This window comes from Spirosoma pulveris (assembly GCF_054781875.1).
Genome location: NZ_BAAGTO010000007.1, coordinates 277,332 through 298,085 on the forward strand (window position 1 = coordinate 277,332; position 20,754 = coordinate 298,085).

The following is a 20,754-nucleotide window of genomic DNA, read 5'->3' on the forward strand; positions in this document are numbered from 1 at the left end:
GGACATCACTCTCAAAAAGTATCAACTTGTCTTCTGTTGCAGTAGGCTTACCTCAAAACAGGTTCCGGCCCCGGGGGTAGATGTAACCGTAATCTGTCCGTTTAAGGTATCGACCAGGTGTTTGACCAGCGGAAGTCCAAACCCATAGCCCGATTCGCCGGCAGTTCCGTTACTCGAACGATTCTGCCCGTTCAATATGGTAGCTATTTTTTCGCTTGTCATGCCTGTACCGGAATCCTGAACGGTAAGGCTGAGGATGTTGTATGAGCCCTCCACTGCCAACTTGGTTTTAACCTGCACCTCACCGCCTTCCTGCGTAAACTTAATGGCATTGGAAATCAAATTACCGGCAATCTGAGCGATCTTATTGCGGGAGAACGGAATCAATTCCGTCGATGCTTCGGTCGAAACTGAGAATTTAATTCCCTTGGCGAGTGCCTGCGGAGCGTACAGTTTTTCCAGACCCGCTTTCAGTTTTGCCTGATGGAAGACCTCTTTTTGATAAGAAGTTTCGTTTTCGTGCTTCCACTTATCATCGTTAACCAGAATCTCGTCCGCCAGTTCAAGCAGTGATTTACTGCTCATTTGAATCATTTGGATAAAATCCAGTATCTCTTTGAGTTTAAAACTGTCTCCCCCGTTGGTAACGAGCTGAGCCATGCTGATAATACCTCCCAAAGGCCCCCGAATGTCGTGCGCTGCCCGTTTTCGAGATTCGTTGAGGTCAGATGCCTGCTGTTTTAAATATTGAATTTCCCGAATCGTGTTCAGTCGGCTAACAACCTCAGCCGCTATTATTCGCAGCAGATCGATTTTTTCCGGATCAAGCTCTTTTGTGTCTGTGTCGAGAACACAAAGAGCACCAAGGTGGTGGCCGTTGCTCGATTTTAACGGTATACCGAAATAATAACGCAAACGAGGATCGTCGGCCACGTAAGATTGGCCTGAAAAACGGCTATCGAGTCGTAAGTCTTTGACTTCAAAGCTGTCAGGCTCCAGAATGGTATACTGACAAACGGAGTTTTCACGAGGCATGGAATCCAGGTCCAACCCATGATTGGTAACAGTCCACTGTGTGTAGGAATCGATAAGATTAATCAGGGAGATTTCTGTTCCGGTTACTTTGGCTGCCAGCCGGGTAAGGTCTTTAAATTTGTCCTGCAGCCCTGAATAATCCAGATCCAGATCAGCCAGGTCAACAAGTCGTTGGAATTCGTTCTCAGGAACTAAGTAATTAGTTTTCATTTCTTGATAAGAAGTACAGTACGGTTTATAATATATTATTTATATATACCTTTAGGTTCGGTAAATATATAGGTAAGAACAATAAATATACTATAAAAGCCTAGTATTTAATCTATTATTTGTATAGAATTTAATGCTACTTTTCATCTAACTATTTTACCGACTGACCTGAAACTACGTTTACTGACAAGGCGCAATTGTTTACGCTGTGCACTGGAATGCACTGACCCGCTTAGAAAAAGAAAAAAGCCAGTGCAATGCGCTGGCCTTTCCGGCGACACCAATATAAGAATTTTACTTGCCGCCTTCCGGCGACGATCTATGCAGTAAAGGTAGGCACCCCGTATTACATCAATATTACGATACAGTTACGTTAACGTTATATATACTACAACACCTCCAGACCTAGTCGATTATACCATTCTGCGGGCTGTTGATACCTTCACGTTTCTCCTGCCAGAATCCGTTTATGAAGGTGTATCGAATTTGTTTCCCTTTCATTAACAGAAAGGTAGGCACCTGTTCTAGTTGAAGCGGTTGCGCCGGAGCTTCCCCCTCATACAATAGATGCACCAATTGCTTCGGCTGACTTTCTTTGTCAGCCTGCTTTAGTTTAAACAACACAATACCCTCGCGCCGGAGGGCAGGTAAATCGAGTTTGTCCAGATCAGCGGCAGCGTTGAGTACATCGGCATATGTTTTCGCCGGAACGAGGGTCAGGCCAGTGGCATCGATTTCGTCCAGCCCATAAAAAGTCGATAAATCGCCGATATCGTCGATGCTGCTTTTGTACTGAAACGTTCTGGCTTCCTTGTCATTGACCTCACTGTAATTGATACCCACATCAACTACTACGTTTTTGCCTTCACGCACGACCGTTGCGTTGCGAATAAGCACATCGAACAGCGCACGGCCGTTTTCGGGAATAGCCTGATATTCGGCAACGCCTTCCTGCCGGTACGACCCATCGGCAATGGATTTTAACGCTGACAGGATAGCCACAAAATTCAGCCGCCGAATCGTCATCTTCTCTGAGTCGCCCTTGAACCCACCCGATTCGATAAGAATCAGCGTTGTTCCCCATTTCTGAATATTATCACCAAAAGCCCTGGGCTCGAACTCATCGTCGTAACGCGCCACCTGACCGGGTATGAATTGCTGCAACACGCGGTTCATGCCCGTAATGAGCTGCATGGATCGCTGGCGTACGTCGTTGATGTTCCGGTCTTCGTCGTAGGCCGTAGCCAGGAAAGACACCACCGCCTGCCTGCCGGTTTTGCCCACCCCGTAACGCGGATTCTGGTCGTGCAGGTTAAAGCCAACCAGTGGCTTGAGCGTCTGCTGCATCTGCTTGAGCAAAGCCCCTTCCGGCGTCTGGAGCCGCAACGCATCCCGGTTCATGTCGATGTCCGTAGCTGTCCGGCGCTGGAAACGCTCGGCACCGTCGGGATTGAGCATCGGCACGAAATAGAGCGTTGTCTTATCCAGAATAGTCTGCCGGAAGGCGTCAAAACCGTCATTTTTGGCCTGTAGGAAATTGAAAATGTCGAACAGCGCCATGGTGGCTGTAGCTTCGTCGCCGTGCATTTGGCTCCAGAGCAGAACCTTTGTTGTACCCGTCCCGGCCTTCACCTGGTAAATGGCTCGTTTCTCCAGCGACTCCCCTACCTGACTCACCGACAGCGGTTGCCCAACTGCCTGCAAAACGGGCACCATTTCGGCATGTTTGAATCGGCGGTGGGTAAAGGCTTTTTCTTTGTAGGTGTCGTGGGCGTCGTGTAACCGACGGGCTTCTTCCTGAGCGGGCAAGTGAGTTGAGATCATTAGAAATAGAGGGAGAAAGAGGGGTAGCTTCATGCTGTTTTTTGTCCAAGCCAGAGCCCGCCAGCCGAAGCCAGTAAACAAAGGGTTACATTAAGACCAATATTCATAAAGGCGGCTCCCAGCCGGTTGTTCTGCAGAAGCGCGACGGTATCGTTACTAAAGCTGGAAAAGGTGCTGAGCCCCCCGCAAAAGCCGACACCAATCAGCAGACGCATATCGTCGCCCGTAACGCGGCTGAGCACCCAGCCTGTAACGGCACCAAGTATTAGGCTCGCGAAAACATTTACGGCCAGAATAGCGGCTGGGAAGGGCGCACCCAGCAGGGTTGCCGGCAGCAGCCTGCCCGTAACGTACCGAAGCAGACTCCCGGCCCCACCCCCCACAAAAACCAGTATGTACGAATGCATCAGCAAAGCTCGCATAGGGAAGCAATTAATTTATGAGATTCCAATACTACAACCATCTTGTCGCTAACGCGACTAACACCCAACCTGAAGCTATAGGGTGTTACGCCCGACCGGGACGGTTGCCGGGCTGACGCTTGCATTACAGTACCAAAAACCAAACTTACGAAAATCGGCAACGCTGAACGGCGGAACACCCATTAGAATCACAGATGGGCCGTTTTTTTCGCTATCATTGTAAAATAGCCCCAAACGCTGCCCCACCTCCCGACTATGGCCCAAAATCAACTTAAGAAACTATTAGGCGTCGGTTTCGGCGTGGCCGTTACAATTGGCGGCACTATTGGCACCGGCATTTTACGGAAGCCCGGCCCCATTGCGCAGGACATCGGCAACCCGATTCTGATCATTGCCGTCTGGCTGATTGTGGGCGTGTATGCGTTGGCGGGGTCGCTCTCGGTCATGGAACTGGGTACCATGCTGCCCAAAGCCGGGGGCTGGTATGTATATGCCCGGCGGGCGTTCGGCAATTACGCGGGCTTCATCATCGGCATCAGCAGCTGGCTCGGCAGTGTGTCTGCTATGGCGTTTGGAGCCGCCGTTATGAGCGAATACACCAGTCTGCTGGCCCCTTCGCTGGCAGACTACCAGAAAATTATTGCCATCGGCATTCTAGCGGCTTTTGTAGCCTTCCATTCTGTGGGAGTAAAACTGGCGAGCCGGGCGCAGGAGGTTATGAGCGTGCTGAAGGGGGTAGGCTTGCTGGTGTTCGTTGTCGTTTGCTTCGTTGTTAAACCCGATCAGCCGGTTGCCGCTACCGCCGAAACCATCCGACCACTGGCCGAGGGTGGCGTTTGGCTGGGTGTGCTAGCCGCTTTACAGGCGGTTTTTTATACCTACGATGGCTGGCATACCGCAGCTTATTTTACCGAAGAAGATGTTGACCCCAGCCGGAACCTCCCCCGTTCCATGATTAGCGGGGTGCTGCTGATCATCGGCATCTATGTGCTGGTGAATCTGGCTTTGCTCTATGTACTGCCCGTTTCGGCATTGGCGGGCACGAAACTACCGGCGGCCGATGCCGTGCAGGTGCTATTCGGGCCGGGCAGTGCACAGGTTGTTACGTTTCTATTGATGATTTCCATAATGGGGATCATCAATGCCCAAATCATGTTCAACCCCCGCGTTATTTTCGCCATGGGCCGCGACGGTCTCTTTTTCCGCTTTGTGACGCAGGTCAATTCGGGGGGCACCCCGCTGAACGCTACGCTGCTGACGGCCGGTGCATCTATTCTGATGATTCTGACCAATACGTACAGCAAACTCTCGGATATTGCCACCTTCTTCTTCGTACTCTGCTACGCTTCGGCTTTTGCGGCTTTAATTCGCCTGCGCCAAGCCGAGCCGGAACTTGCCCGGCCCGTTCACGCGTGGGGTTATCCTTTTTCAACCTGGACGTTACTCATCGCTTCCCTGGCGTTTCTACTCGGCGTCGTGATCGGCGATTTTTCGAGTAGTATGTATGCACTTGGCTTTATAGCGGTGAGTTACCCGGTGTATTTGTTCATAAAAAAATAACTATAACATGTTTGTATGTGAATATTTGATTGGTTTATTTGTAAAAACTAATCTTGTATTTACGCTATGGATAACACCAGTACGTCCAAACACTTTTTCGTCGTCACCGCAGCAATTAGTTTACTTAGCCTCCAAAGCTGTGCTACACTATTTACCGGTACTAAAGACACCATTCACTTCGAGAGTCAGCCATCGGGCGCTAAAGTTCAGATCCAAGGCCTCGACGTTGGGCGCACACCCGTCGATGTACCCGTAACGCGCAGCATCGCAGCCCGAACAGTGACGATGAACCTCGACGGATACCATCCCCGTACGTTCGATTTAACCAAAGAGTTTAACGCCGTCAGTGTCTTGAACCTGTTCGGTATTTTGGGCTGGGGCATCGACGTTGCCACCGGAGCCGTCATGAAGTATGACCAAAAGGCGTATTCGATGGAGTTAGAAAAGAAGAAAGAGACGAATTAAGCCTTATTCTCCGCATAGTACGCGGAGAATAAACCATCTAATCACCGCATTTAATCAGCTAAGGTGAACGATGTGATTTCGTTGTTTACTATCGATAGGTTGCGTACCTATGGCACGCCAATTGAGTTCGCCACTACCTGCTTCTACGAATAGTAGTCCGCCACGCGGCTATTCCTCTCGTTAGCTACAAGTCAAAACCGTTCGTGAATTTCCTTGAGCAACTCAGCTGTTCGTTGGCGCATTTCACTCACGGTTTGGGTGAAGTTGTTGTGCATGATGCTGAAATAAAGCAGCTTGTTCCGCTTTGTCAGTATGTATCCGCTCAGGTTATACACGCCGGTCATGGAGCCGGATTTGGCGAATACGTACGGTTTCCCGTCCATATTCAGGCTCTTCAGCGTACCCGACTGTCCGGCGGCTGGCAATAGGGCAAACAACCGTTGCTGCGGCACTTTGGCATAAATCCGGCCAAGTAAGTCAATCAGCACGTTAGGCGTAAACAGATTGTACCGTGACAAACCCGACCCATCGACCCAACGGGCTAAACCGGCCAGCCGGGTTGAATGCTGAAGGCTATCGGCCGTTCGACCCAACTCCGTTAGTGGCTTGAGCGGCCCTGTACTGTGTTCGGCGGAGGCCATGAACAGCACCTGCTCCGCAAATTGATTATCGCTCACATAGAGCATCCGTTTGTAGAGCGAATCAGTAGATGAGCCGCGCAGCAGCCGGGCGTTTGCCGCCATCGGTATATTCACAACGTCCACCGCCCGATGGAGCGTATCGGCCAGCAACTGAGCCGCTAATTCACCCGCCCATCGAAAGGGGACATCCTGCCGTTTAATAGTCCCATTGGCCGGACGAACGAACTGGTTCGAAAACTCGGCCCGACGAATGCCATTGGGCGCATCGACCAAGGTACGCGTACTATCGCTAAAGCGGGCAGGGCTTATTTTTCCGGCAGAAAAGCGCACAACGTTACCATATATCGGCAACGGGGCCAGTTCGGGCGAGTAGTCGTCATTATAATCATCCCAGGCCCAACCCGGCCCAAAACGCGGGCCGCTGTAATTTGCGGGGGAGAAAAACAATCGCTCGGTTCGACTTCGCAGAAACGCCAGCGCCGTTGTATCGGGCAAATCCGGGTGCAGCAGCAACGGGTTGCCCGTGCCCCAGAAAATCAGCGAATCGTTTCGGACAATGTAGCGGAGAGCCGGCAACGAGTCCCGGAGGGAAAGCAGGCCCGCGTAAAAGCTGAACAGCTTGGTATTCGATGCGGGTGTAAACGGCTTGTCAGCATTGTGCTGAATCAACGCCCGCTTCTGACCGGGGGCATACAGGGCTACTCCTGTAAAGTGATCGGTATAGGCCGGATTGGTTCGCAGTTCACGGCTGATACGCCGGGCTGGCGAACAACCAATGATCGTTAGCGAAAAAAAAAGGAATAAGCTTAATTTCATACCTGTCTGGGCCAAGCTCCAGCTTGGCCTTGTATACCAGAATGGAGACCTAGGACCAGGCTGGAGCTTGGCCCAGACAAGCGGTTTACTTCTTAACGATCTGCTCACCCGGAAGCAGCCACACGCCCCGCGCTGACTGACCGTAGAAAGACGTGCCGAACGGAATCTCCTGCCGCCGAACTTTCCCGTTTTTCAACCGTATCGTAACCGATGTTGTAGTGGCATCGACGGGGGTAAATGTTTCTGGTTGCTGCACGGCAAACAGGCGCAGTGGCCCCCGATTTTCCGTAACGGCCAGAAGCGAATGCCCTTTTGCATCGGGCAGGCTCACCAGGGCTTTCGCATTGCCAGGGGCGTAAAAACCGGATTGGTCGATGGGCAGTGGCCTGAAATTACCTTTTCCGTCGCCTTTGAGCACGAGGCCGTTAAAGGCGTCCATGCGTCCGGCTACCAGATCGCTGCCGTGCTCATTGCCGACCAGAACGGCGTCCAGATTACCGTCGCCGTCGACGTCCTGCGCCAGCATGCCGAAGAGTGGGGCCATTTGCGCCATAACCGGAAGTGGTCGCACAGCAAACTTTCCATTTCCCTGATTTTCAACATAACTGCTCTGCATGTAGTTGGCCGTCAGTTTCAGTGCCTGAGCCCGTTCCTCTTCAGTCAATATCTGGCTTATGGTGGCTTCGCCGAACGGCGCATAATTCACGTACCGTTTTTTGATACCAATCATTTGCTTCACCATATCGTCCCAACCGAAATAGGGGTATTCTTCGTACTGACCTTTGGCGTTTTTGAAGTAGACCGATGTAAATGCATCGTAGAAGCCGTTGTTGTCGAAGTCACCGGCGTAAATCCGTACCGGGCGTTCGTTGCTGGCGCGGAGTAAGGTGTTCAGACCAATGTTTCCGGCCAGATAATCAATGTCGCCGTCATTATCGAAGTCGCCGGGAGTTAGTGAGTTCCAGAAGCCGAGTTTGTCGTTGAGTCCGCTGTTTTCGAGAGGTTGCAACTTCCCTTTCACATTGTGAAGCATGGTTATGGGGCCCCACTCGCTGGCCAACATCAGGTCAGGGTAGCCGTCGTTGTCATAGTCGGTCCAAAGCGCATCGCAGGTCAAACCCGCTTTGGCGAGCGTTGGCGCTACCTGCGCCGTAACATCCGTAAATTTCGGACTTCCTTTCTGACCCGCGACGGCGGACCCATCATTCCGTAGCAGGTAGCTCGGCACGCCCATGGGGTATTTGTTCGGTTCAACCCGCCCGCCAACGAACAGGTCGAGATCACCATCGTTGTCAAAATCTCCGGCTTTTACGCAGGAGCCATTGACGCGGAAGTCGGGCAGCGCATTGGGGGCCAGGGTAAAGTTTCCTTTGCCGTCGTTCACGTAGAGCCGGTGACGCATGGCCTCCTTCATCTGCTCGGGCGAGAATTCGGGACTGCCGCTGGCAATGTACAGGTCAAGATCACCATCAGCATCGGCATCAAACAGCAGCAGACCGGCATCCTCCGATAGCTTGGTTGGCATCGGTTTCAGCACGAAGCGGCCCGTTGGCTGTTGCAGCAGCAACTCTGTCGAGTATTTGGAGCTTCCGCCCACCACCATATCGGCAAGGCCATCGCCATTTACGTCACCGACGGCCAGCGCCGGACCATATTCAGTAAGCTTATGCAACAGGGTTTTCTGCCCGTTGAAATCAATGATGTCATTTTCCTCGTGCTTGTAGGTTACTCCTAAATCGGCAGTAATATCCTGTAGCAGGGTTTTTGGTGCCGAAATCGTCTCGTTGGTTTCGCCGGGTTTCGCATCGGCTGCCTTGAGCATGATGGTTTGGTTGGCGTTAACGGCGGGCAGAATCTGCACCCGACCACCGGGCCAGGTTACTTTCAGGTTTTTTATAGTTGTATGCTTGCCCAGTCCGAAATGAGCAATCGGGTCGACACTCGACAGGAAACCCCGGTAGGGCGTATGCTCGTAAAATTCTTTCCGGCCATCGGGCAATTCATATTCGATCAGAGCGCCCAGGCCCATTGGGTTAGCGCCATCGCCCTTGAATTGAATCCGGAGGTAATGCGCCTGTTCCGCCTTTTTATCGACCAGCGTGTTGCGGTATACGAAAGCTTCGTCGTCAATGTTGCTCACGACATAATCGAGGTCGCCATCGCCGTCGAAGTCCGCATAAGCCGCTCCATTAGCGAAGTTGGGCTCACTCATACCCCAGCGTTCGGTTACATTCTCAAACGTGGCATCGCCCCGGTTGCGGTAAGCGTAATCGCTTACTTTAACCCTCGGCATCTTCTCGGTCAGTTCTTTACGAAGGGCATCGGTCAGGTACGTGTTCACCGAACTGTAGTAGTTCGTGAAGTCGCGGTCTGTAATATCTCGGGGAAACCCATTGGTTACCAGCAAGTCCCGGTAGCCATCCTGATCGAAATCGGCCAGCAACGGCGACCAGCTCCACTCCGTTTCGGCCACACCCGACAGCATGCTGATCTCGCTGAAAACCGGCATGCCGACTTTCGATGTATCTCTGGGCCGTACGCCCTGATTTAGTTGCAGGGTATTGCGGGCATACTGATGCTCGTAGCCCAGCCGGTCCCATTCCTGGTAGGCATAGTAACTGCTGGGACCCATCAGGCTCTTCTTGCGAAGGTTGTCTTCGGGCAGCATATCCATCACAATGATGTCGGCCAGACCGTCGCCATTGATATCCGCCACGTCATTTCCCATTGCCGACGAGCTGGTATGTTTGAAGGACTCATGCGCCCGGTTCGTGAAGGTGCCATCATGGTTGTTGACGTAGAGCACATCACTACTGGCGAAGTCGTTGGTAACGTAAATATCCTTCCAGCCATCGCGGTTAATGTCGCAGATGTTCACCCCTAAACCGAAGCCTTCGGCCAGTAACCCCGCTTTTAGCGTCACATCGGTGAAGTAGGCATGACCACGGGTCGAGTCGAAATCATTCCGGTAGAGCCGGTCGATGTTGGGCGATGTCCCGTCATTGACCCGCGCCCGTAAATTGGTCGGATTTTTGGGATCGTCAATTTGGTCGACCAGCACGAACAGGTCCAAATCGCCGTCGTTATCGTAGTCGAAAAAGGCGGAGTGGGTCGAGAAGGTCGTATCAGCAACGCCATAGTCTGCGGCCATTTCCCGGAATTTGGGGGCACCGCTGTCGTCATTCCCCTGATTGACATACAGCAGATTGGTCCGATTCGCGGCTTTTTTGTGAAGGGTTGTGGAGATATAGACGTCCAGTTTCCCATCCGCATTTACATCCACTACAGATACACCCGAACACCAGCGGCCATTACCGCCAACGCCAGCCGTTTGTGTAACATCTTTAAAATGAAGGCTCTGGCCCGTTTCGGTCTCGTTGATATACAGTCGATTCGATACCTGGTTCCCGGCGAAGAATACGTCCGGCTTCTGGTCGCCGTTGAAGTCACCCACGCCCACGCCCCCACCATTGTAGATGTATTGATAGTTCAGAATATTAAGCGTATCACTATCGGTGATGGTATTGGCGAAGGTAATACCCGTATCCGACGAATCGAGCCGCTCAAAAAGGGGCTTCTCACGGCAGCCGGTCAGTAGAAACAGAAACGCGACGGGTACTACCCAACCGCTATTTCGAAAAGATGATTTCATGAATACTAATGTGCCTTTTTACGGTGGCAGACGAATCAGTTTATCCCCAAATTTACCTATAAAAAATCCCCAAAATCATAATTGGCCGGTTTTTAATACCCGAACAAAGGTTCGAGTGATGTCAGGTTCTTTAACCTGGCACGTTAGGTTTCTCAAAACCTAATGATACTCTTTACATGAGTTCAATAAACCTCTATTTCCGTTTTCGAAATCGCGCCACCATCGGCTGGAGAGTGTTCCGTTCAATGAACAGCATGAGGCCGATGAACAGCCCGAATAGCGCCATGTGAACCGGCACGGCAACCCAGAGATTGGCGATGGGATACTGCCAGCACGCCCAGATGAGCAGCCCGGCTCCCCCAATATACCCCACCGCCGAGCTTACATGGTAGGGCACGGGGTAGTATTTTTCGCCCAGCAGGTAACACAGCGCCGTCATAACGAACGTCGACGTAACGAAGGCAACGGCGCAGCCCATGTAGCCAATAACGGGAATGAGTACCAGGTTCAGCACAATCGTTACCGTTACGCCAACCACTGTAATGAGTGTACCGTAATACGTTTTGTCGCTCAGCTTGAACCAGAACGAAATATTGTAATACACGCCCAGCAGCAGGTTCCCCAGCAGCAGCAGCGGCACAATATCCAGTCCCACCCGGTACGCTTTCGAGCGCAGGAATAACTGCCCCAGCAAATCGAGGTTCAGGCTAACGCCCACCCAGATCACTACGCAGACGATAATGAACCACTTCGTAACCATTGCCAGTAAGGCAGGAGCTTTTTTATCTTCGGCCTGGGAAAAAAAGAAGGGGTCGGCGGCAAACTTGAACGACTGAATCGCCAGCGCCATAAAGACCGATAGTTTCAGGCAACTGCCATAAATACCCAGTACGGCTTCCGGCGATAGTCCCGGATAAAAATCGGGCGGCAACGAATGCCGTAAAAACAGGCGGTCGGTCAGCGTATTCAGCACACTAGCCAGGTTGGTGAGCATGATGGGGAATGCATAGACGATCAACGCCCGGCTCTGTGTGCCACTGAGCTGAAAACGAAACCCGGCGAAAGCTTTTCGGATGATGACAAAGTATAACCCATTACCAAGTAGATTGGCCAGAAAAATATAACCCGGACCAATGGACGGCCGGTAGATGAAATCGGCGATTGGCTTCAGCGCTGTCAGGTATTTGCCTTCGTGAATGTCTTTCGCCAGCACGATGAAAAAGACGTTCAGCGCAACGACAATGACAATGTTCGTGATTTTGGCCCATACGAACTCACGAGCCCGGTTCTCGACCCGCAGCCGGGCAAACGGAATTGCGACAATGGCATCTATCGCCACCAGTAGGGCCGACCAGTACACGAACCGCTCCTGACCCGGATAATTAAGCCACTGGGTGATTTGCGTCGCTAAACTGCACAGCAAAATGGTCGTTAGTACGCTAATCGTGATGACAATACTGAGGGATTGACTGAAAATCCGGTTGCGTTCTTCAACCGGCTGGTCTTTGGAACGGGCCATAAACCGGAAGAAAGCCGTTTCCAGACCCAGGGTGTACACCACCAGTAAAACGCCGATCCAACTATAAAATTCGACATTGGAGGCCATAGCAGCCGGTTTCACAAAGGCGTATGTCTGAATGGGCAGCAGGGCGTAGTTGAGTAAACGACCCAGAATTGTACTGACACCATACAGTGCGGTATCACTCGCTAATTTTTTAAACGTACTCATGTAGAAATACCCACCTTCTGGTTTCGGCTTTCAGGCCACCGGGCTGACAAAGTTAAGACCTTTGGTTATCTTTGCACCTCAGGTCGAAACAGCCCGAAGCCTGTTTCGCGAAAATTGCTACTTATCTACTGAAACAGCCGGAGCGCGTTCCGGCCATGTCCATGTCTCTCAAAATCTCCTCCGCGCTGATTTCCGTTTTTTATAAAGACGGTCTCGAGCCCCTGGTCCGACTTTTACACGAGCAGAACGTCAAACTATATTCGACGGGCGGCACTCAGGCATTTATAGAACAACTTGGTATTCCGGTTACGGCTGTCGAAGACCTCACGGGCTACCCATCTATTTTTGGCGGACGTGTTAAAACGCTTCACCCGGCCGTTATGGGTGGTATTCTGTACCGTCGGGAAATGCCGGAAGACCTGGCCCAGGCCGAACGGCATCAGATCCCCCCTATCGATCTGGTGATTGTTGACCTGTATCCGTTCGAAGAAACGGTAGCGTCGGGCGCGTCGGATGAGGACATCATCGAAAAAATAGACATTGGCGGTATTTCGCTCATTCGGGCCGCTGCCAAGAATTACAATGACGTGCTGATCGTGTCGTCGCGGAGCCAGTACGGCGACGTGGTAACGCTGCTGTCTGAGAAAAACGGAACGACCGATCTGTCCGACCGTCGTGAGTACGCCGGCAAAGCGTTTACCGTCACCTCACACTACGACACTGCCATTCAGGCGTATTTCGCGGGAGAACAGGCCCCTAAGGCAGACGCCACCGGCACGGTTTATGACTTCAGAACGATGCCCGCCAGTCATCTGCGTTATGGTGAGAACCCACACCAGCAGGCAACGTTCTACGGTGATCTGGAAGCCATGTTCGATAAACTGCACGGGAAAGAGCTTTCGTATAATAATCTGGTCGATGTGGACGCCTGCGTGAGCCTGATCGATGAATTTGCGGGTTTGGACCAGAAGGCGTTTGCCATCATCAAGCATACCAACGCCTGTGGTATTGCCACCGCCCCAACCGCCAAAGAAGCGTATCTGAACGCCCTCGCCTGCGATCCGGTCTCTGCGTTTGGGGGCGTGGTCATCACAACGGCTACGGTCGATCTGGAAACCGCCGAAGAGTTGAACAAGCTGTTCATGGAAATCCTGATCGCTCCCGATTACGCCCCGGAAGCCCTCACACTCTTAAAATCGAAAAAGAACCGGATTCTGCTGAAGCGCAATGCGGTTGAACTGCCTTCGGTTATGTTCAAAACGATCCTGAATGGCGTTCTGGAACAGGATAAAGACAACCAGACCGAAACGGCCAGTCAGTTCACCACCGTTACCGACAAAGCCCCAACCGACAGCGAAGTTCGGGCGCTGGAGTTCGCATTGAAGGTGTGTAAGCACACAAAGTCGAACACCATCGTTCTGGCAAAAGAAGGCCAGTTGCTGGCCAGTGGCGTCGGACAAACGTCTCGCGTGGATGCGCTCCGCCAGGCAATTGAAAAAGCTCATTCGTTCGGCTTCGACCTGACCGGCTCAGTGATGGCGTCTGACGCGTTTTTTCCTTTCCCCGACTGTGTCGAAATCGCCGGGAACGCGGGTATCACGGCTGTTGTTCAACCCGGCGGCTCCATCCGCGACCAGGATTCGATCGACTACTGCAACCAGCACGGCCTGGCAATGGTGACGACGGGCGTGAGGCATTTTAAACATTGATTTTTTGTCATGCTGAGGAACGAAGTAGCTTAACGTACTTGCACTTGGGCGTTCGTATGCATTAAGCTACTTCGTTCCTCAGCATGACGAAAGCCAACCATATGCGGCTACTTTACACGATCTGGTGCGCTATGTATCTTGTTGTCTTATACCTGGTGCTGTTTCCTGTCCAGTTTGTGTTCCTCCAACGTGACAGCTGGAAACCGCTGGCGCACAAGATCAATGCTATCTGGGGAAAGCTGTTTTTCTGGGGTATCGGGATGCCGGTTCGCGTAGAGCATCGATTCAAACCCGACCCGAAACGGACGTACGTTTTCTGCGCCAATCACTTTTCGTATCTGGATATAGCCGTGATGGGGGTCATCGTGAAAAACTATTACGCCTTTGTCGGGAAGAGTGATGTGAAGACTATTCCGCTGCTGGGTTATATGTTCGCGAAGTTGCATGTGCAGGTCGACCGGGATCGGCCGAACAGCCGGGCGTATTCGCTGGCAAAGTCCATCCGGACGCTGGCCTCGGGCCGAAGCATCATGATTTTTCCCGAAGGTGGTATCCGGGCGCCGGAGCCGCCCCAGATGGTGCCGTTTAAAGATGGAGCGTTTACCATGGCCATTCAGCAGCAGGTGCCCATTATGCCGGTAACGTTACTAACCAATTACCTGATTTTGCCGGATCGAAGCCCGGTTCGCTTTCACTGGTATCCGATGAAAGCCGTAGTTCATCCGCCCATCGAAACAACCGGCATGACCCAGGCAGATGTGAAGCAGTTGAAAGAAGAAACCTATCGAATCATAAACGCAGAGTTAATGAGCAAGACTAGAGTGCCCGCTTAGTGCATTCACTCTTTCGCTCAATTATTCTTTTACTCATGAAAGTAGATCACGAAACCTTACATAAAATCGCTCATTTGGCTCGTCTGGAGGTGAAACCCGACGAAGAAGCGGCTTTGCTGAACAGTCTGAACGGCGTACTGACGTGGATGGAGCAGCTTAATGAAGTTAATACCACGGGCGTTGAGCCACTAACGCACATGTCGGCTGAAGTCAACGTGTTGCGGGAAGATCTTGCCGGTAATCATTTATCACGGGAGAAGGCCCTGTCTAACGCGCCCCAGCACAACGAGCAGTTCTTTGAAGTACCCAAAGTGCTGGAGTAGTGGTGGTATGAGGATTGATGCTTGGTGAAGCAGGTGGAGTACGTTTCGGGGCGTCGGGTCTGACCGGGCTGGCGTTTCAGGAGCCGACACCCCGGAACGCACTCCACCAAACACTAATCAACTGGCCCAACGGTTTTCAAACCGATGACCCCGGCGGCAATCAGCAGGATAAAGAACAACTCGCTCCACGACCAGCTGGTCTTGAACCAGAGGATGTCCGTAATTTTCAAAAACATAAGTGAAAGCGCCATCCATACCGCAAAAGCTGTTGTGGTTGGAATGGTCCGCATGGCAACAGCCAGCAGAACGGTATTGACAATCCCAAAGGCAACGTAAGCCACCCAGGGGAGCAAGGCTGGCAATCCTACATCAGGTTTGTAGAATGTATCCCATCGAAGCGCTTTAAGCGCGTCTATCCGAATATACTTCAGCGAGTACATCCACGCCATCTGGCAGGCGGCTGCACCGATCAGATAGATCCACGACAGTATATTTTCCTTCATAATGGCCCGGCAGTACGCAGCCGCAAAGAAAGTGGCCAACCGCCAGCCAATGCAACTTGCCACTGTAACAAGATGATTAAGAAATTGTTACGAGTTTACGCCCATCGGCCAGTCCAACTACCGAACACTAAGCAAGAATCGGCTTCACAATCTTTCCGGCTACATCGGTCAGCCGGAACGGTCGCCCCTGAAACTGGTAGGTTAGTTTGGTATGATCGAAGCCAAGGAGGTGCAAAATGGTAGCCTGCAAGTCGTGGACATGTACTTTATCTTTGACACCGTAGTAGCCAATATCGTCGGTTTCGCCAAACGAGAAGCCTTTCTTCACCCCGCCCCCGGCCATCCACACGGTGAACGCTTCGAGGTGATGGTCGCGCCCCATGAACGGCAGCGTTTGCCCGTCGCGGTTTTCCTGCATCGGTGTCCGGCCAAACTCACCGCCCCAAACCACCAGCGTATCGTCCAGCAATCCGCGCTGTTTCAAATCGTTTAGCAGAGCCGCTACGGCCTGATCTGACTCATGGCATTTGGCCTTCAGTCCAATATCGATAGAACCGTCGGCGCTGGTTCCGTGGGTATCCCAACCCCAGTCGAAGAGTTGCACGAACCGGACACCCCGCTCCACCAGCCGCCGGGCCAGCAGGCAGTTTCGGGCAAACGACCCCTTGTTCGGATCGACGCCGTAGCTATCCAGCATATATTGCGGCTCGCTCTTGATGTCCATTGCATCGGGCACAGACATCTGCATTCGGAAAGCCAGTTCATACTGGGCAATACGGGTCAGGATTTCGGGATCTTTGACCTCGTCGTACTGTTGCTGATTGATCTGGCTGATGGCGTCGATGGTTTGCTTCCGAATGTCGCGGCTAATGCCCGACGGATCGGAGGCAAACAGGACGGGGTCTCCATCGGTGCGGCACTGAACCCCCTGATAAACCGTTGGCAGAAAGCCGCTTCCCCAAACCGACTTCCCCGCATCGGGTTGTTTGCCGCCGGAAGCCAGCACGATATAGCCGGGCAGGTTGTCATTTTCGGTTCCCAGCCCGTAGGTCACCCATGAGCCCATGCTGGGGCGACCCAGCCGGGCGCTGCCGGTATGCATAAGCAGTTGGGCCGGGGCATGGTTGAACTGGTCGGTATGCATGGCTTTCAGGAACGAAATGTCATCGACTACGCCCTGCAAATGGGGCAGGTAGTCCGACACCCACGCCCCGGACTGTCCGCGCTGGGCAAATTTCCCCTGTGGCCCCAGCATTTTGGGCGTGCCCCGGATAAAGGCGAACTTCTTTCCTTCCAGCAATGCCTGCGGACAGTCTTTACCGTTGTACTTCGCCAGTTCGGGCTTATAATCGAATAACTCCAGTTGACTCGGCGAACCGGCCATGTGGATGTAGATGATCCGTTTGGCTTTGGGAATGTACTGCGACGGATGCGGGGCCGTCGGCTCACCGGATAGCGACGCAGCCCCAACGGCATTGGTCTGCGGGTCTTCTTTCCCGAAAAAACCACAGCTACTCAACACCGAACTAAGGGCCATAGCGCCCAGGCCTGTTGAGCAGGTATGTAAGAAATGCCGCCGGGTTTCGCGCTCGGCAGCAGCGTGCCGGAGTTCCTGAATGAGTTTGTTCATGTTATGTTGCTACCCCACCTCCGGCCCCTCCCCTTGAAAAAAGGGGAGGGGGGAATGTGCGGATTTTAGTTCTTAAAACGAGCTTTGCTATTTCTAAATGCTATCACATTACCCGCTAAAACAGTTTCTAATCTTCTAAAGCACCGCTTCAATATCTTCCTCAACTTCGTAGTTATTGACGTGTAATGTGTTTATGTCCAACTGCGCCAAAGTGGCGTCGCGTATCTCATCATGGACCGCTGCCTCCGCTGTTTTATGAACGCGTCCATCCACTTCAACGCAAAGGCGTTCAGCCGGGCAATAGAAATCAAGAATATACACTCCGATGCTATGCTGCCGCCGAAACTTGCGCCCATTGAGCTGATTGTTCCGTAACCGCTCCCACAGCAACGACTCGAAAGGCGTAGGCGTCTTCCTCAGCTCCCGCCGATATTCCTCCATGCCTTTTCGATTATGAATAATCTGACCCATACAGCACTTCTCCTTACAATGGCTTTCTTAAGCCTGTCTAACTAAAAAAGAGACCCTTTTCACTCTGTAAAGCTCCTTCCCTGTTTTCAGGGGAGGGCCGCGACGGCGTACCGTTTGGGGTGGGGTAGCTCCCAACTACTCCTTCGTGATCACCTCATCCAGATTCAGCATCGTGTTGGCCGTAACCGTCAGCGCGGCCAATTGGGGCGAGACGGCAGAACAGTCAGCACCGGGGCGATCCAGCAGCTTATCCACTTCACCGGGTTTTTGGCGGTAGTATGCTTCGGTCGTTCGGTAAAGTCGGACCAGCACAGCCAGTTTCCTGGACGGTAAGTCGCGCAGCATGACCTGCCGGAAACCGGCCTGAATCTGTTGCTCCGGCGTTCGTCCCTGCGACCGCATGTAGCTGGCCAGATGCTCGGCGGCTTCTACATATACCGGGTCGTTCAGCGTTACCAGCGCCTGCAACGGTGTGTTGGTACGTAATCGCCGAAGCTGGCAAAACTCCCGGCTCGGGCTGTCGAAGGTAACCATCGACGGATAGGGCGCGGTGCGTTTCCAGTATGTGTACAGCGCGCGCCGGTGCAGGTCTTCGCCCGTACTTTGCTTCCAGGATTCGCCGTCGTAGGGCGACTGCCAGATGCCGTCGGGCTGGATAGGCATTACGCTGGGTCCGTACATTTTCTGGCTCAGCAGCTTACTCACCGCCAGCGCCTGGTCGTGAACAGCCTCGGCCGATAGCCGAACCCGCGGCCCACGCGCCAAAAGCCTGTTGAACGGGTCTTTAGCCAGCATCTCGGGCGTGGCGCTGGACTGCTGCCGGTAGGTTGCCGACATCACCATTTTCTTCAGCAGTTTTTTAACGCTCCACTGATCGGTTTCCATGAACTCAACCGCCAGATAGTCCAGCAACTCCCGGTGCGTTGGCTGGATACCCTGCGTACCCATGTCCTCCACCGTTTCGACAATACCCGTCCCGAACAACTGTTCCCAGAAACGGTTTACGGCCACCCGCGCCGTGAGCGGATGCTCCCGACTCACCATCCAGCGGGCGAGGCCCAGCCGGTTTTTAGGCAGTTTAGGCTCCATGGCGGGAAACGACTTCGGCACGTCGGGCAAAACACGCTTGCCTTTCACCATCCAGTTGCCGCGTTCAAAAATATGCGTTTCGCGGGCCAGATCGCCCGAACCGTCGAGCATAATAGGTGTTTGCTCGGCATCGGCGTTCAGTAGCTCCAGCAGCAGTTTGTCCTTTGGACCGATGGCGTTCTGAGGCTGTCCGGGTAAAACGGGCGTAAAAGCCACCCATTTTATCTGCACCCATTCTTTCGGCTTTTCGGGGCTGTTCAGCGATAAGTACAGGTTGTGCCGACCCTGAACGGCGGGCAGCGCAATCATCTGCACAGTGTCTTTACCCGGCTTCGGTGTCGGAATCTGGGCCAGAACAGGTCCATCCGGCTTATCCTGACGCAGGGTAACTGTGGCGTTCGTCGCTTTGGTGCCCCACTTGATCAGCAAACGAGGGCGGCCGGTGAGGGTCACGTTCCTGATCCGGCAGGCTCCCCTGTCCTGAAAACCGAAGTACTTGGCGTCCAGCAGCGACGCGTTGACGTACTGGTCGAAGTCGTGCGAGTTGATTTTGGGTTCAACGGTTCGCAGCAAATGCGTAACCTGCGCGATGGTGGCCTGTGCCTGGTTGGGCGTAGATACGGCCGATGCGATGTAGTGCTGTAAGTCAAGCACCTTGAGCGAATCGGCGGGTTTGTAGAACCGCAGCGTTGGCGTATCACTCGTTACGTCTTCGTCGCGGGTGTTGTTGAAGAACGCCAGGTACTTATAATATTCGTCGTGCGTGAAGGGGTCGTAGGGGTGGCTGTGGCATTGAATACAGGCGAAGGTCGTTCCCTGAAACACATCCCAGGTTGTGTTGACCCGGTCGATCACGGCAGCCGTCCGGAACTCTTCATCCTGCGTACCGCCCTCATCATTGGTCATGGTGTTGCGGTGAAAACCCGTCGCAACGAGTTGGTCATCGGTGGGCTTGGGCAGCAGATCGCCCGCCAGTTGCTCAATCGTGAATTGATTGAAGGGCTTGTCTTCGTTGAATGCTTTGATGAGCCAGTCGCGGTAACGCCATATCTTGCGACCGGGATCGCGTTCGTAGCCTTTGGTATCGGCATAGCGGGCCAGATCGAGCCACATACCCGTCCAGCGTTCACCGTAAGCGGGCGATTTCAGCAATCGGTCAACGACTTTTTCGTAAGCGTTCGCCGATTTATCCGCCAGAAAATCGGCGGCTTCTTTTTCTGTAGGGGGTAAGCCGGTCAGATCGAGAGAAAGGCGTCGGATAAGCGTAGCCCGATCGGCTTCCGGCGATGGTTTGAGGCCATCCTGCTTAAGCTTATCCAGGATGAACGGGTCTATTTCGTTTTTCGCCCAGTTCGTTTCGTCGTTTTCGGCAATACCCAGTCGGCTGAGAAACGTCCCTATCTTGGGCACATCAGGCCTCTGAACGGGTTGATACGCCCAATGGTCGCCCCACTCGGCACCCTGATCGATCCATTTTCGAAGGAGGTCAATTTCGTCCGGTTTCAGGGCCGGATGGTCCAGCGGCATACGCTCGTCGGGGTCCGACAGGGTCAGGCGACGAATCATCTCGCTGTTATCGGCATCGCCGGGAATGATGGCGGGTTTACCGGATTTGGCGGGTGCCAGCGCTTCGTGTTTGAAAAGCAGGGAGAAGTCGGCGGCTTTTTTGACTCCGCCATGGCACACAATGCAGTTCTTATTGAGCAGCGGCTTGATCTGGGTATTATAGTCCACCCGTTTCTCAAAAAAGCCGAGAAACGACGACAGCATCACCGTAGCACCGGCCCCCAATGCGCCTAAAAGAACCCAGCTAGTTTTCATACGATTCAGACATATAGCGAG

General features: G+C 53.0%; 15 protein-coding genes. 5 read left to right on the top strand and 10 right to left on the bottom strand.

The window, feature by feature from the left end; all coding sequences use genetic code 11:
- Nucleotides 1-21: 21 nt before the first annotated feature.
- From ACYVJM_RS22470 to crcB, 3 genes are all read right to left on the bottom strand, one after another.
- Nucleotides 22-1,245, bottom strand: a complete 1,224-nt coding sequence (locus ACYVJM_RS22470) for a GAF domain-containing sensor histidine kinase (RefSeq protein WP_461150473.1) — start codon at nucleotides 1,243-1,245, stop codon at nucleotides 22-24.
- A gap of 405 nt (nucleotides 1,246-1,650) precedes the next feature.
- A complete protein-coding gene (locus ACYVJM_RS22475) occupies nucleotides 1,651-3,069 on the bottom strand; it encodes a M14 family zinc carboxypeptidase (RefSeq protein ID WP_461150474.1) in 1,419 nt (472 codons plus the stop codon).
- Nucleotides 3,070-3,098: 29 nt separating this feature from the next.
- Nucleotides 3,099-3,491 carry a fluoride efflux transporter CrcB gene (gene crcB, locus ACYVJM_RS22480; protein ID WP_461150475.1) on the bottom strand — a complete coding sequence of 131 codons (393 nt, stop codon included), beginning with the start codon at nucleotides 3,489-3,491 and terminating at the stop codon, nucleotides 3,099-3,101.
- Between the two features lie 255 nt (nucleotides 3,492-3,746).
- On the opposite strand from crcB, the gene ACYVJM_RS22485 reads away from it, so the two are divergent.
- Entirely contained in the window at nucleotides 3,747-5,051 is a 1,305-nt protein-coding gene (locus tag ACYVJM_RS22485) for an APC family permease (RefSeq protein WP_461150476.1), read from the top strand.
- Between the two features lie 66 nt (nucleotides 5,052-5,117).
- The gene (locus ACYVJM_RS22490) at nucleotides 5,118-5,516 is read left to right on the top strand and encodes a PEGA domain-containing protein (protein WP_461150477.1); all 399 of its coding nucleotides are present in this window, start codon (nucleotides 5,118-5,120) and stop codon (nucleotides 5,514-5,516) included.
- Between the two features lie 191 nt (nucleotides 5,517-5,707).
- Here ACYVJM_RS22490 and ACYVJM_RS22495 read toward each other — a convergent pair whose 3' ends face one another.
- The 3 genes from ACYVJM_RS22495 to ACYVJM_RS22505 form a co-directional block, all read right to left on the bottom strand.
- The gene (locus tag ACYVJM_RS22495) at nucleotides 5,708-6,973 is read right to left on the bottom strand and encodes a D-alanyl-D-alanine carboxypeptidase (protein WP_461150478.1); all 1,266 of its coding nucleotides are present in this window, start codon (nucleotides 6,971-6,973) and stop codon (nucleotides 5,708-5,710) included.
- An 85-nt stretch (nucleotides 6,974-7,058) separates the two neighbouring features.
- On the bottom strand, nucleotides 7,059-10,625 hold the full coding sequence (locus tag ACYVJM_RS22500; protein ID WP_461150479.1) for a CRTAC1 family protein: 3,567 nt from the start codon (nucleotides 10,623-10,625) through the stop codon (nucleotides 7,059-7,061).
- A 193-nt stretch (nucleotides 10,626-10,818) separates the two neighbouring features.
- Nucleotides 10,819-12,354: a lipopolysaccharide biosynthesis protein gene (locus ACYVJM_RS22505; RefSeq protein WP_461150480.1), complete on the bottom strand. Its 1,536-nt coding sequence runs from the start codon at nucleotides 12,352-12,354 to the stop codon at nucleotides 10,819-10,821.
- A gap of 161 nt (nucleotides 12,355-12,515) precedes the next feature.
- On the opposite strand from ACYVJM_RS22505, the gene purH reads away from it, so the two are divergent.
- The 3 genes from purH (at nucleotide 12,516) to gatC (ending at nucleotide 15,219) form a co-directional block, all read left to right on the top strand.
- On the top strand, nucleotides 12,516-14,063 hold the full coding sequence (gene purH, locus ACYVJM_RS22510; RefSeq protein ID WP_461150561.1) for a bifunctional phosphoribosylaminoimidazolecarboxamide formyltransferase/IMP cyclohydrolase: 1,548 nt from the start codon (nucleotides 12,516-12,518) through the stop codon (nucleotides 14,061-14,063).
- 101 nt (nucleotides 14,064-14,164) lie between these two features.
- Nucleotides 14,165-14,896, top strand: a complete 732-nt coding sequence (locus ACYVJM_RS22515) for a lysophospholipid acyltransferase family protein (RefSeq protein ID WP_461150562.1) — start codon at nucleotides 14,165-14,167, stop codon at nucleotides 14,894-14,896.
- Nucleotides 14,897-14,931: 35 nt separating this feature from the next.
- Nucleotides 14,932-15,219: an Asp-tRNA(Asn)/Glu-tRNA(Gln) amidotransferase subunit GatC gene (gene gatC, locus ACYVJM_RS22520; protein WP_461150481.1), complete on the top strand. Its 288-nt coding sequence runs from the start codon at nucleotides 14,932-14,934 to the stop codon at nucleotides 15,217-15,219.
- Between the two features lie 113 nt (nucleotides 15,220-15,332).
- Here the strand turns inward: gatC and ACYVJM_RS22525 are convergent, their stop codons facing one another.
- The 4 genes from ACYVJM_RS22525 to ACYVJM_RS22540 all read right to left on the bottom strand — a co-directional run bounded on the left by ACYVJM_RS22525 (nucleotide 15,333) and on the right by ACYVJM_RS22540 (nucleotide 20,733).
- Nucleotides 15,333-15,785 (bottom strand): DMT family transporter, encoded by a 453-nt coding sequence (locus ACYVJM_RS22525; RefSeq protein WP_461150482.1) that lies wholly within the window; start codon nucleotides 15,783-15,785, stop codon nucleotides 15,333-15,335.
- A gap of 64 nt (nucleotides 15,786-15,849) precedes the next feature.
- Complete coding sequence (locus ACYVJM_RS22530; protein ID WP_461150483.1) at nucleotides 15,850-17,352, bottom strand: DUF1501 domain-containing protein; 1,503 nt, start codon at nucleotides 17,350-17,352, stop codon at nucleotides 15,850-15,852.
- Between the two features lie 135 nt (nucleotides 17,353-17,487).
- The gene (locus ACYVJM_RS22535; RefSeq protein WP_461150484.1) at nucleotides 17,488-17,823 is read right to left on the bottom strand and encodes an endonuclease domain-containing protein; all 336 of its coding nucleotides are present in this window, start codon (nucleotides 17,821-17,823) and stop codon (nucleotides 17,488-17,490) included.
- A 135-nt stretch (nucleotides 17,824-17,958) separates the two neighbouring features.
- Nucleotides 17,959-20,733, bottom strand: a complete 2,775-nt coding sequence (locus ACYVJM_RS22540; protein ID WP_461150485.1) for a DUF1553 domain-containing protein — start codon at nucleotides 20,731-20,733, stop codon at nucleotides 17,959-17,961.
- Between the last annotated feature and the right edge of the window lie 21 nt (nucleotides 20,734-20,754).